Source organism: Bacillus sp. FSL K6-3431, from assembly GCF_038002605.1.
Taxonomy (GTDB): Bacteria; Bacillota; Bacilli; order Bacillales; family Bacillaceae_C; genus Lederbergia.
In genome coordinates this window covers 2095940-2108422 of sequence record NZ_JBBOCT010000001.1, presented here as the reverse complement: position 1 = coordinate 2108422, position 12483 = coordinate 2095940, and the positions used below count along the sequence as shown (strand labels likewise).

The following is a 12483-nucleotide window of genomic DNA, read 5'->3' as shown; positions in this document are numbered from 1 at the left end:
ACCTGCTTCGTTCGCCATATAACTGAGATAGTATTACAGGTGTGGGGGCATAAAGATAAAAAACAAGAATCTATTTTTAAAAAGTATTAAACGCGTGTTTACACAGATTATTAATTAAATAATATACAAAGTTTGAAGAAAGAACCGAGGTATTTGTATGACAAAACTTGAAGAGACTTCCATAGAATATATTCAGCTTTTCAACGATGAAACTGTCTCTAAAGTGAAGCCATCCGGCATTTTATTAAGGTTATATATCGGAACATTTTGGAAAACTTTTTTACTTTAATTCTTGGAGCGGTAAGCGGGATATTAAATGTTTGTCAAATCATCGCAAAAGGTTTTGAATCATTATTTTCTGTAACGGAAATTCTACTATCACATGATACAGAAAAATTTAAAGGAAAAAAATTTCTAGAGCCATTAAAGGGAGATATTTCGTTCCGTAATGTTGCTTTTAAATATCCTAATTCTGATAGCCATGCGCTTATTAAGTCGTTCACACTCGATGTAAAATCGGTTGAAACAATTGCTTTTGTAGGAGAATCGGGATCTGGGGAATTCGACGATTTTAAATTTGATTATTGGATTTTATAAAGCACAGGTGGGAAGGATCGAAATCGATGGGATTTCGATTGAAGACAATTCAATTAGAAAATACCGAAAGTCACTTGCGATGGTCCTACAAAATAAGATCTTGTTCTCGGGAACAATTAAAGACAATATTACATATGGATTACCGACTGTAAGTGAAGATAAACTGTGCCGGGCGATTGAAGTGGCCAATTTACAAGATGTGATTGCGCAATTTCCAGAGGGAATACATTCGCAAGTTGGTGAACATGGAAGTAAGCTTTCTGGTGGTCAAAACCAGCGATTTGCAATTACACGGGCACTTATCCGTGATCCGATAATTATTCTTATTGACGAGGCAACGTCTGCCCCCTCGATAAGAAATCAGAGTTTCATATTCAACAAGCATTGGACACATAATCTAAGGGTTGAACCACTTTTATTGTCGCACATCGACTATCAACGATCCGAAGTGCAGATAGGATTGTTGTCATGGAAAAAGGAAAATAGTTGATTGTGGAACGTTCGAAGAGTTAATGGTCAATAAAAGTTACTTTTACAATTTACAAAATATATAGGTATGCAGCGAGAGGGGGAAAAACAGAAATGGATTATATTAAGGGGTTTACTTATGGATGGATTTGTAAAAAGGGAGATTTTTATAAAGAAGAAGCGAGGAAGTCTTTGCGTTTAATGAAGGAACGGACAAATAGTGATCACGTGATCATTGCGTTTGCGGCTTTACAGGATACGCCACACTCAACAGAAATTGATTATACAGGTGCGCATATGCCAGAAGATGAAGAATTTGTCAGTTTGATCGAGTACGCGCGCAGTCTTGATTTAAAGGTGATTATGAAACCGACTGTTAACGTGAGAAATGGTACTTGGCGAGCACATATTAATTTCTTTGATTTAGACGTACCATGCGAACCTAAATGGTACGAATGGTTCAAAAGCTATACAGATTACCAGCTTCACTATGCAAAAATTGCAGAAGAAACAAAGTGTGAAATGATGATCGTAGGCTGTGAAATGGTACAAACGGAGCGCCGAGATTATGAATGGAGACAACTGTGTAAAGCGGTTAAAGAAGTGTACACAGGTCCAATTACGTATAACACAGATAAATATCAAGAAGGCAATGTGAAATGGTGGGATGCGGTCGATATTATTTCCTCTAGCGGCTACTATCCTATTTATGAGGCAGGGTGTCCAAGCAGAACGGACTCTTCCTTTATTCCGAATGACTGGGGACATGAGGGCAGTGTCAACATGGAAGAACAGAATGAATTTTACAAAATGATGTTTGAGAAAACGAAGGAGCGGACTTGGGTAAAGGGATTTGGTTTATGGGATTGGAGTGCTTTTTTATACGATGAAAATGATGCGCCGCAAAATGATGGATATGATGTATTTGGAAAACCTGCTGAAAAGACAATTAAAGCATTTTATTCTGAAATGTAATTTGGGGGATTGGGGAAAATGTTAAAAGTGGATTTAAATGGTCAATGGAAAATGCAAGAAACAGGAACAGCGGAATGGCTTGATGTCTGGGTTCCAGGTTCGGTCATGAATGATTTGCTAGAACACGGTAAAATCGAAGATCCCTTTTATCGGGACAATGAAAATATCGGTTTAGATATCGCTGCCAATGATTATACGTATACGAGAACATTCACAGTTAAAGAAGAACTACTAACAAATGATCAAATTGTTCTTCTGTGTGAAGGTGTCGATACGCTTGCTGAGATTATTATCAATGGTGAGGTTGTAGGAACAACAAATAATATGCATCGCACATATGAAATTGATGTACAGCAATTTTTGACAGCTGGGGATAATGAAATTACAGTGAAATTTGCTTCTCCACTTCATTATATTCAAGAGCAACAAAAAGAGCGTCCTTTAGCTGGTGTAGAACACGCAGTGGAAGGCTACCCACATTTAAGAAAAGCGCATTATATGTTTGGCTGGGACTGGGGACCGAAAATTCCTGACATGGGGATTTGGAGAAATATTTCTATTCATGCATGGAAGACCGCGAAACTTGATGATGTGTATATTACACAAATACACGCCGAGAATGAAGTACAGCTAAGTGTGCGTACGGAGCTTATTGAATGGGATCAAGCGAGTAACGTTCAGCTGGAAGTGAAGATGATAAGCCCGAATGGTGAAGTAGAAATAAAGAATATTAATCAAGCAAAACTGAAAGAGGTCATCACATTTGATGTGAAAAGTCCAGATCTTTGGTGGCCAAATGGATATGGAGCACAGCCGTTATATAAAGTAGAAGTATCTGTATTGGATAGAAATAGTTACAAGCTTGATGGAAAAGATTTTAATATCGGACTACGCACGATTGAAGTAAAACATGAGCCAGATGAGTACGGAAAATCATTTGAATTCTATGTGAATGGCCTATCTATTTTTGCAATGGGTGCCAACTATATTCCGGAAGATAATATTTTGGCTAGAAATTCTGTTGAAAAAACAGAGCGTCTATTAAAAGACAGTGTGGAAGCCAACTTTAATATGGTACGCATCTGGGGTGGTGGCCATTATCCAGAGGATTATTTCTTCGACCTATGCGACCGACTTGGACTAATTGTTTGGCAAGATTTCATGTTTGCTTGCAGTGCATATGACCTGACAGATGAATTTTTAGATACGGTGAAAAAAGAAGTAGCAGATAATGTGAAACGCCTGCGTCACCATGCAAGTCTTGGAATCTGGTGCGGAAACAACGAAACAGAAGAAGGCTGGGAGCATTGGGGCTGGCCACAAGATCCAAAGCTTAGAACAGATTATATTAAACTATTCGAATTTATTTTGCCTGGAATTATGAAAGAAATGGACCCAGAAAGATTTTATTGGCCATCATCTCCATCATCTGGTGGCGGGTTTGACAAGCCACGTGATCCAGATCGAGGCGATGTCCATTATTGGGAAGTATGGCATGGATTGAAACCATTTACAGAATATCGAAAGTTTTTCTTTCGTTTTTGTTCAGAGTTTGGATTCCAGTCATTTCCTTCATTAAAAACAGTGGAATCATTTACGCTACAGGAAGATCGAAATATTTTCTCTCATGTGATGGAAACCCATCAGAAAAATGACGGAGCCAATGGGAAAATTCTTTTTTATCTATCTGAGAACTTCCTCTATCCAAAAGACTTTGACTCGTTACTATATACATCTCAGCTTTTACAGGCTGAAGCGATTAAATATGGTGTGGAACATTGGCGTCGTAATCGGGGGCGTTGCATGGGCTCATTATACTGGCAGCTTAATGACTGCTGGCCTGTTGCATCATGGTCAAGTATTGACAGTTTTGGTCGTTGGAAGGCGCTACATTATTATGCGAAGAAATTTTATTCGCCAATCTTGCTATCGATAGAGGAAGAAGGAAAAACAGCATCCATTCACGTTACAAACGATACGCTTAAGGATATTCAAGGGCGTATAGAGTGGAAATTACTTTCTAATACATCCGAAATTCTCGAAGAAGGCAGTGTGGATGCTAAAGTAGCCACGTTATCTGCCGAAAATTGCATCGAACTTTCCTTTGAAAAGCAACTTTCTGATGCTGGCATGAGAAACACGTATCTTGAAGCAAAACTTGTATTAGATGGAGAAGTTCATTCCAATGCTGTCCTTCTATTTGTAAAACCGAAGCATTTTGAGTTTGTTAATCCACAATTGCATATAGATGTACGTGAAGAAAGTGATCAATTCGTTCTTTCTATTCAAGCAAAGGCTGGTTTAGCCAAATATGTTGAGCTTGATTTAAGTGAAGCTGACTGTAAGTTTGCTGATAATTATTTTGATATCTCAAGTGGGGAAGTAAGAGAAATTACAGTGCAAAAAGAAAGCTTAAGCGAGATTATAAGTCTAGAAGATTTCAAAACTCAATTAGTGATACGGAGTATTTATAATACGTATTAATGGTTGTTATGTAAAAGGACTGTATTCGCGGCATGATAGATACAGGTCGGGTACACTGAGAATCACGATATGACAAATGGAGAGTAAGATTCATGCATATTGATATGCCACTTCATGAACTTGAAAATTATCAAGGGAAGAGTCCAAAACCTACAGATTTTGATGACTATTGGACACGTACACTTGCGGAACTTAATGGGCAGTCACTAGACTATGCGCTCGTCCCGGAAGAAATAAAATCAGTTGTTGCAGATTGCTATCATTTATATTTTAAGGGCGTGGACGGAGCAAAAGTTCATTGTAAATATGTAAAACCAAAAAATATACAAATGGTCGGTGCGGGGCTTGCTGTATTTCATGGTTATTCCGTCGATAGTGGAGACTGGCTCTTAGGAAAAGGTCAAGATATTCAAGCTAAGATTATCTCAGCTGTTCCTACTGTTAAACGTAATGCTGTGCTAATGCTCCAGAAAACGCAAAGATGATTATATTAATCTTAAAAAAATAGATACTTCTAAAGAATAAGAAATTTGCAGATTAAGTTCGTAAGGAATATAACTTGAAATAAGTTTTAATGGAGTGTACTTGTTTAGAGTAATAACAAGACACTTTTCCCTAGAAGGTGAAAAGTGATGAATAAGGGTGTTTTAACCATTATAGAAACCAAGTTTTTTATCAATTGATATAACCTATCAATTGATAAAATCAAGTATCGTTTTTTAGATAAATTATCATGTCGTTAATTCTCACCTTTTTATCGGTTTCTCTGTTGAACTCGTATCTTGAATAACTATATTATTTATGAAGCTTGATTTTATTTAATTGCGATTTCTCGTGAATTATCATATCAGCAACTAAACGATGGAGGTTTTATATATGAAAGTTTTATGTGATTCCAAGTATCTGATTTTTCCCGCAAGCTATCATGCTCAAAAGAAGAAAGTGAATTTTTTTACAGATGGAACTTTGATTTATGATCTTGAGATTCAGTTAGATTTTATAGATCCTGATTACGAGTTTTCTGTGAATGTGGAACGGTTCGAGGGAACGGAATTGGAGATCACCTGTTTACCTAAAATAGACTTGAACATTCGTAAGTCTGATGCAGCGCTGCCTGATCAAGGAGTTTATAACGAGAAATATCGGCCGGGGTTTCATTTTACTACAAAAAGAGGATGGCTGAATGATCCCAACGGGTTAGTTCATTATGAGAATGAATATATCATGTTCTACCAGTATAATCCTGTCGGTTGTACCTGGGGTAACATGCATTGGGGACATGCAGTGAGCAGTGACCTAGTTCATTGGACGGAGAAAGAGATTGCCTTGTACCCTGATTTCTCGGGAACAATGTTTTCCGGGGCGGCAATCGTAGACACTCGTAATGCTACAGGGCTGAAAGAGAATGAGAATGATGTTATCTTGCTATTTTATACTGCGGCAGGAAGCACCTCTGAAACCTCTAAGGGTCAGCCGTTTACGCAATGTCTTGCCTACAGTACGGACAAAGGTATCACATTTAAGAAATATGAAAAGAATCCTTTAGTACAGCAAATCGTGGCTGGTAACAGGGATCCAAAAGTCATTTATTATGAGCCAAATGACAGTTATATCATGGCGCTTTATTTGGATAATAATAAATTTGTACTTTTATCATCAAAAAATCTATTGGACTGGACACAAATTCAGGAAATTACCATGCCAAATGAAACGGAGTGTCCTGACTTTTATCCCCTTCCGGTAGATGGTGATGAAAAAAGTATCAAGTGGGTACTTATCGGAGCATCAGATAAATATTTTATTGGTAGCTTTGATGGTTATACATTCAATCCGGAAACAGATTTGAATAGACTGAATTACGGAAATAGTGGTTATGCCGCACAATCCTGGTCAAATATTAGCAAGAAAGATGGACGTCGAATCAGGACAGCTCATAGTTCCATTACGATCCCTTCGATGCCCTTTGGCAGCGTCATGAACTTCCCTTGTGAGATGCAGTTAAAAACATTTCAAGATGAAATCTTTTTATGTACATATCCTGTTAAAGAGATTGAAGGATTATATCAGAACATCAATAGGATAGAAAATGTTGAACTAGCTTCAGGTGCAACCTATAAAGAAAGGCTAACAGGAAGGCTATACGATATAACCTTAAAGCTTTCTCCAAAGAGCGCTGCAAGCTTCAGTTTTTCTATCTTTGGACTCACCCTAGAGTATAACGGTAGTAAGAATGAACTGAAGAGCTTAGACAGCCTCGCCCCTGCGGAACTCTATGATGACTGCATAGAGTTACGAATCCTTGTCGATACAATTGTGACTGAGATCTATATAAATGGCGGTAAAGCATACATGTGTATGAGCCATATTCAGGATTACAACATTAACAATATTGAACTGAAGGCTATAGATAACAATGTTGAAATTAGAGAATTGAAAGTTGCAGAGCTTCATAATATTTGGAACAAATAAAAGTGGCAGTTTTCATTAATAGCTCAATTGCTACCGGCAAAGGTAGCTTCATTGTAACGAGTATCTCGTATGTCTAAGTTGCACCACCGTTGGAGGTATCATTAGATAAGGCCAGCCAGTCTCCCTGGTTGGCCCATACAATAAAATTACATCTAAAAAAGAAATGCTCTTATATCATGAATTTGGTCATGAGCATCTACCTGGTTTTGCGGACAAGGAGTTTCAAACATTGCAATCACTTTAATTGATTGCTCAAGTAAGTCAATAAAATGGAGGCTGTCTCGAAAAGTGACAGCCTCTTAGTTGTAGGGGAAATTTTTTACATTTAGTATACCAGATGTATTCTTTATGAGTGGCTCGTAAATCTCGTGAGTGGCTTATAAATCTTGTGAGTGGCTTATAAATCTCGTGAGTGGCTTATAAATCTTGTGAGTGGCTTATAAATCTTGTGAGTGGCTTATAAATCTTGTGAGCGGCTTATAAATCTTGTGAGTGGCTCGTAAATCTCGTGAGTGGCTTATAAATCTTGTGAGTGGCTTATAAATCTTGTGAGTGGCTCGTAAATCCCGTGAGCGGTTCGTAAATCTCGTATGCGGCTCATAAATCTTGCGAGTATCTTATAAATCCGTGAGTGCAGTTTCTCTTTTTTGTCACTAGCGCTTCTTCATGATACAATCCTGTAAATAACTTAAGGGCGGGTGTTAAGTATGGGAATTCATCATTATTTTAAAAGCTTGTCGGATTTGGAGAAGATTTTTCGCTGCCCAGGTAAATTTAAATTTCAAGAGCATTCTGTTGCCAGCCATTCTTTTAAAGTGACGAAAATAGCTCAGTTTCTTGGTACAGTAGAGGAAGAAGCTGGTGAACAAGTCGACTGGCGACTTTTATATGAAAAAGCATTAAATCATGATTATGCAGAGCTTTTTACTGGAGATATCAAAACGCCAGTAAAATATGCTTCTAAAGAATTAAAACGTCTTTTCAATGAAGTTGAGGAAGAGATGACAAAGAAATTCGTGGAAAAAGAAATACCAATGGAGTTTCAAGAGGTTTATTTGGACCGTTTGAAGGAAGGTAAGGATGAGACGCTGGAAGGGCGTATCTTATCGGTAGCAGATAAGATTGATTTGCTGTATGAATCCTTCGGGGAAATTCAAAAGGAAAACCCAGAAGAGTTGTTTCTTGAAATATATGAGGAAGCATTAAGTACCATTCTTACATTCAAAGATATGACGTGCGTTAAGTATTTTTTAGACTATATTTTACCAGATATGCTTCAAGAACGGTTTATAGAACAAAGTGAACTAACGGTCATTACGCATAAAATGATTTCGGAAAGTAGTGAAAACTAAGCGAATTTGAAAAAAGTATTAATACCTTCTAATAATTTTGATAAGATGGAAGTGAGATAGAAGATCGAGGTGTAAGAAATGATTGACAAAGTATTATCTGCAATATTCTTACCTGCATTACTAATTATCTTTTTTACAAGAATTACCTATAGTCAGATTGTCGGCTTTTTGCTCACTGTAGCATTAATCTTAGTATCTGCCTACAAAGGATATATCAATATGTGGTGGTTAATTGTGATTGAAGCTGCATCGCTTACGATTGGACTGTATTTTGTTAATGAAATGAAAAGGAAGAGAAAAAACAAAAGTGCTTCATGAGCAGATTGAATCTGTATCATGGGGCATTTTTTTAAAAAGACGGGTATCTCAGCGTCAGCAAACATCAATAAGTCAAAATCGGTTCATAAAGGCCTAACATGTTTCGTTTGTCTTGTACCAATAGTAGCTCCTAGTCTAAAACTTCCATTTCCTGTGCGTAGTTTATACATCGCTAAACTGGCGCTTTCATTTGTTTTAACGGCTATCGGATATAAAAAGCACTTTATAAATGAACCATTTCCCCTTGCTAATAGTATAACTTAGTAAATAGAAGTGGAGGAAGGTGTTGGAAATGCCGATTATAGGCTGGGTTATTAGTAGCATTGTTGCTGGTGTGGTTGGTTTTATTTTTGCTTTGGTCATCGTTCCGATGAATAAAAAGGTTATCCGTGATCAATGGGGAAAGATTGACTTTACGAAAACCGATATATATTTTCGTTGGACTAGGTGGGACACGATCATAGTGTTTTCTGCCGTTTATACATTTTTCAATATAACAGGATTACTCATTTTTTTGTTGAGAGGTGATACGATTAATAGTCCGATCATCCAATATTTCATCCATCAAACTTTTGTGTTTAGTTTAATTACTTTTATATGGCTGATTACAAAACTCACCTATGTCTTCAGGGGAATAAAAGAGCGGTGGCCAAATGAGTTACAAGAATAATAATGCATATATTAAGGTGGATTCAAATGGTAGTTTGCAATCGATCGACGCAATTTATCTCATGTACAAAGATCAAATATATCGATTTGTATACCGCTACTCTAATGATCGTCAATTTAGCATTGATATTGTCCAAGATACATTCGAAAAACTGCTGAAGAAAAATTATCTTTACATTCCAGAAAAAGGGAATTTTAAAACATATCTTTTTCAAATTGCTTATAATACAATGATGACAAAATTAAAGAGGCGTCAAAAATTCAAGGCAATACTACCATTTTTAGCTGCCGAAAGCCCGCATACCTTCGCGTTGGAAGAAAAACTTTTGGTTCAAAAAGCTGTTCAATCATTGTCAGATGAACAGAGGGCTGTTATTATTCTATCGTTTTATCATGATTTGACACAAAGAGAAACTGCAAGAATATTAGGGATACCAGTTGGCACTGTAAAGTCGAGGTTACACCATGCGTTGAAGAAACTGAAAGCAGATTTAGAGGTGGAAAATGATGAAGAATCAGGATGAAAAATTGTATGAAAAACTGAAAGGATTCCATGTCGATGTCCCAGAATTCCCGATAAGAAAATCCCGGATCGAAAGACTGGCAAATTGGTTGTTCGAAGAAGTACCATTTCCGACTACTAATTTTAAGTTAACTAGAAAAGGAATGGTACTCATGCAACTTCTCCCGATTTTTATTACCATCGCATCCATTTTACCGCTATTTTTTTTATAAAAGGAGCAATGTATATGTTAATGCCAAAGCTATCAGCAGAAAAGAAAAGACAAATGATCGGTGAAATTCAAACCTATTTTCTTGAAGAACGTGGAGAGGAGATTGGAGAAATCGCCGCAGAAATATGTTTTGATTTTATTAAGGATAGGCTTGGGCCTGTATTTTATAATGAAGCTATTCGTGATGCGCGTGAAATTGCGGAACAGCGAATGCAGACGTTGGAAGAAGATTTATATGCACTTGAGAGGCAAAATTAAACTTTATAACTATGCCATAAAAAAACCACCGAAAGTTTGTTCGTCTTTTGGTGGTTTTATCTATGTCCTTTGTGGTAAAATAAGTATAAAGACGTTTATAAAATAATCGACTTACCAAGGATGTATATAGATGGTTTATTTCGAAATAGAAAGAAATATATAGGAGGCTGTCCGCTTGGAAAATCAATTTGAACTTGTATCACGTTACCAGCCTGCTGGCGATCAGCCGAGAGCAATTAAGCAGCTGATTGAAGGCTTAAACGAAGGACGTAAATATCAGACTTTGCTTGGGGCTACAGGAACTGGGAAGACATTTACGATTTCTAATGTAATTACAGATATAAATAAGCCGACGATTGTTATCGCACATAACAAAACGCTTGCTGGACAATTGTATAGTGAGTTCAAGGAATTCTTTCCGAATAATGCTGTGGAGTACTTTGTCAGCTATTACGACTATTACCAACCTGAGGCCTATGTACCGCAGACAGACACATTTATTGAAAAAGATGCCAGTATTAATGATGAAATAGATAAATTACGTCACTCTGCAACATCTTCTTTGTTTGAGCGCAGAGATGTAATTGTAATCGCTAGTGTTTCATGCATTTATGGTCTTGGTTCTCCAGAAGAATATAGAGAACATGTTCTTTCCATCCGGACGGGAATGGAGATTGAACGGAACCAGCTACTAAGAAAGTTGGTAGATATTCAATATGCCCGCAATGACATTGATTTTCAACGCGGGACTTTTCGTGTTCGTGGAGATGTAGTAGAAATATTTCCAGTTTCTCGTGATGAACAATGTATTCGTGTAGAATTTTTCGGAGATGATATTGACCGAATAAGGGAAGTAGATGCGCTAACGGGTGAAGTAATGGGTGAACGTGAACATGTTGCTATTTTCCCGGCATCTCACTTCGTTACACGTGAAGATAAATTGAAAGTTGCGATTGAAAATATTGAAAAGGAACTGGATGAACAACTTCTTATCATGCGCGAAAACAATAAAATATTGGAAGCACAACGCTTGGAACAAAGAACGCGTTATGATTTAGAAATGATGAGAGAAATGGGTTTTTGTTCAGGCATTGAGAACTATTCGAGACATTTAACATTAAGACCAGCCGGGGCCACTCCATATACATTATTAGATTATTTTCCAGACGACTTTCAAATCGTTGTAGACGAGTCACATGCAACGTTACCACAAATTCGTGGAATGTATAATGGGGACCAAGCGCGGAAACAGGTACTTGTCGACCATGGTTTCCGATTGCCATCAGCACTTGATAACCGACCGTTAAAATTTGAGGAGTTTCAGAAACATATTAATCAAATTATGTTTGTGTCTGCCACGCCTGGTCCCTTTGAGCTTGAACATACACCAGATATGGTTCAACAAATTATTCGTCCTACGGGCTTGCTTGATCCAGTAATTGATATCCGTCCGATCGAAGGTCAGATTGATGATTTATTGGGAGAAATTAATGAAAGAATATCACGTAATGAGCGCGTATTAATCACCACACTGACGAAACGGATGTCTGAGGATTTAACGGATTATTTAAAAGAGGTCGGAATAAAGGTCCAGTATTTACATTCAGACATTAAAACACTGGAGAGAATTGAAATCATTAGAGATTTGCGACTTGGTCACTATGATGTACTTGTTGGTATTAACCTTTTAAGAGAAGGATTGGATATTCCTGAAGTATCTCTCGTGGCAATTTTAGATGCTGATAAGGAAGGTTTCTTACGTTCAGAGCGCTCTCTTATCCAAACGAGCGGAAGGGCTGCACGGAATGCAAATGGTCAAGTTATTATGTACGCAGATAAAATGACAGATTCAATGATAAAGGCGATAAGCGAAACGAAACGACGTAGGTCCATTCAGGAAGCTTATAATATTGAACACGGCATCACACCAATGACCATTCAAAAAGAAGTTCGTGATGTTATTAGAGCGACCGTTGCTGCAGAAGATGGGTCTGAATATACGACACAAGGGAAACCTAAGAAATATACGAAAAAAGAAAGAGAAAAACTAATATCTTCGATGGAGAAAGAAATGAAGGAAGCTGCAAAAGCGCTTGATTTTGAACACGCTGCACAGCTTCGTGACGCCATTTTAGAGTTAAAAGCGGAAGGATGAGTAA

Annotated in this window: 13 protein-coding genes; all 13 read left to right on the top strand. The window is 37.4% G+C overall.

Features of this window, described 5'->3' with window-relative positions; genetic code table 11:
• Nucleotides 1-267 precede the first annotated feature (267 nt).
• The 13 genes from MHB53_RS10895 to uvrB all read left to right on the top strand — a co-directional run bounded on the left by MHB53_RS10895 (nucleotide 268) and on the right by uvrB (nucleotide 12479).
• Nucleotides 268-597 carry a hypothetical protein gene (locus MHB53_RS10895; RefSeq protein WP_340918052.1) on the top strand — a complete coding sequence of 110 codons (330 nt, stop codon included), beginning with the start codon at nucleotides 268-270 and terminating at the stop codon, nucleotides 595-597.
• Nucleotides 598-604: 7 nt separating this feature from the next.
• Nucleotides 605-1087 (top strand): ATP-binding cassette domain-containing protein, encoded by a 483-nt coding sequence (locus tag MHB53_RS10890; RefSeq protein ID WP_340918050.1) that lies wholly within the window; start codon nucleotides 605-607, stop codon nucleotides 1085-1087.
• Between the two features lie 92 nt (nucleotides 1088-1179).
• Nucleotides 1180-2040 carry a glycoside hydrolase family 113 gene (locus MHB53_RS10885; RefSeq protein ID WP_340918048.1) on the top strand — a complete coding sequence of 287 codons (861 nt, stop codon included), beginning with the start codon at nucleotides 1180-1182 and terminating at the stop codon, nucleotides 2038-2040.
• An 18-nt stretch (nucleotides 2041-2058) separates the two neighbouring features.
• Nucleotides 2059-4524: a beta-mannosidase gene (locus MHB53_RS10880; protein WP_340918046.1), complete on the top strand. Its 2466-nt coding sequence runs from the start codon at nucleotides 2059-2061 to the stop codon at nucleotides 4522-4524.
• Between the two features lie 92 nt (nucleotides 4525-4616).
• Complete coding sequence (locus MHB53_RS10875) at nucleotides 4617-5009, top strand: acetylxylan esterase (protein WP_340918045.1); 393 nt, start codon at nucleotides 4617-4619, stop codon at nucleotides 5007-5009.
• 391 nt (nucleotides 5010-5400) lie between these two features.
• Nucleotides 5401-6993 (top strand): glycoside hydrolase family 32 protein, encoded by a 1593-nt coding sequence (locus MHB53_RS10870; protein ID WP_340918043.1) that lies wholly within the window; start codon nucleotides 5401-5403, stop codon nucleotides 6991-6993.
• 707 nt (nucleotides 6994-7700) lie between these two features.
• The gene (locus tag MHB53_RS10865) at nucleotides 7701-8345 is read left to right on the top strand and encodes an HD domain-containing protein (protein WP_340918041.1); all 645 of its coding nucleotides are present in this window, start codon (nucleotides 7701-7703) and stop codon (nucleotides 8343-8345) included.
• A 78-nt stretch (nucleotides 8346-8423) separates the two neighbouring features.
• Nucleotides 8424-8663 carry a CsbA family protein gene (locus MHB53_RS10860; RefSeq protein WP_340918039.1) on the top strand — a complete coding sequence of 80 codons (240 nt, stop codon included), beginning with the start codon at nucleotides 8424-8426 and terminating at the stop codon, nucleotides 8661-8663.
• A 292-nt stretch (nucleotides 8664-8955) separates the two neighbouring features.
• Nucleotides 8956-9333, top strand: a complete 378-nt coding sequence (locus MHB53_RS10855; RefSeq protein WP_340924625.1) for a hypothetical protein — start codon at nucleotides 8956-8958, stop codon at nucleotides 9331-9333.
• On the top strand, nucleotides 9317-9856 hold the full coding sequence (locus MHB53_RS10850) for an RNA polymerase sigma factor (protein ID WP_340918037.1): 540 nt from the start codon (nucleotides 9317-9319) through the stop codon (nucleotides 9854-9856). Before MHB53_RS10855 ends, MHB53_RS10850 begins: the two co-directional genes overlap by 17 nt.
• Nucleotides 9840-10067, top strand: coding sequence for a hypothetical protein (locus MHB53_RS10845; RefSeq protein WP_340918035.1), 228 nt, complete (start codon nucleotides 9840-9842; stop codon nucleotides 10065-10067). The genes MHB53_RS10850 and MHB53_RS10845 overlap by 17 nt, the downstream gene beginning before the upstream one ends.
• 14 nt (nucleotides 10068-10081) lie before the next feature.
• Complete coding sequence (locus MHB53_RS10840) at nucleotides 10082-10324, top strand: DUF2164 family protein (protein WP_340918033.1); 243 nt, start codon at nucleotides 10082-10084, stop codon at nucleotides 10322-10324.
• 175 nt (nucleotides 10325-10499) lie between these two features.
• Complete coding sequence (gene uvrB, locus MHB53_RS10835; protein WP_340918030.1) at nucleotides 10500-12479, top strand: excinuclease ABC subunit UvrB; 1980 nt, start codon at nucleotides 10500-10502, stop codon at nucleotides 12477-12479.
• Nucleotides 12480-12483: the final 4 nt, after the last annotated feature.

Coding starts and splice junctions, on each gene's coding strand:
- MHB53_RS10885 (WP_340918048.1), top strand. CDS start 1,180: ATGGATTATATTAAGGGGTTTACTTATGGATGGATTTGTAAAAAGGGA.
- MHB53_RS10880 (WP_340918046.1), top strand. CDS start 2,059: ATGTTAAAAGTGGATTTAAATGGTCAATGGAAAATGCAAGAAACAGGA.
- MHB53_RS10875 (WP_340918045.1), top strand. CDS start 4,617: ATGCATATTGATATGCCACTTCATGAACTTGAAAATTATCAAGGGAAG.
- MHB53_RS10870 (WP_340918043.1), top strand. CDS start 5,401: ATGAAAGTTTTATGTGATTCCAAGTATCTGATTTTTCCCGCAAGCTAT.
- MHB53_RS10865 (WP_340918041.1), top strand. CDS start 7,701: ATGGGAATTCATCATTATTTTAAAAGCTTGTCGGATTTGGAGAAGATT.
- MHB53_RS10860 (WP_340918039.1), top strand. CDS start 8,424: ATGATTGACAAAGTATTATCTGCAATATTCTTACCTGCATTACTAATT.
- MHB53_RS10855 (WP_340924625.1), top strand. CDS start 8,956: ATGCCGATTATAGGCTGGGTTATTAGTAGCATTGTTGCTGGTGTGGTT.
- MHB53_RS10850 (WP_340918037.1), top strand. CDS start 9,317: ATGAGTTACAAGAATAATAATGCATATATTAAGGTGGATTCAAATGGT.
- MHB53_RS10845 (WP_340918035.1), top strand. CDS start 9,840: ATGAAGAATCAGGATGAAAAATTGTATGAAAAACTGAAAGGATTCCAT.
- MHB53_RS10840 (WP_340918033.1), top strand. CDS start 10,082: ATGTTAATGCCAAAGCTATCAGCAGAAAAGAAAAGACAAATGATCGGT.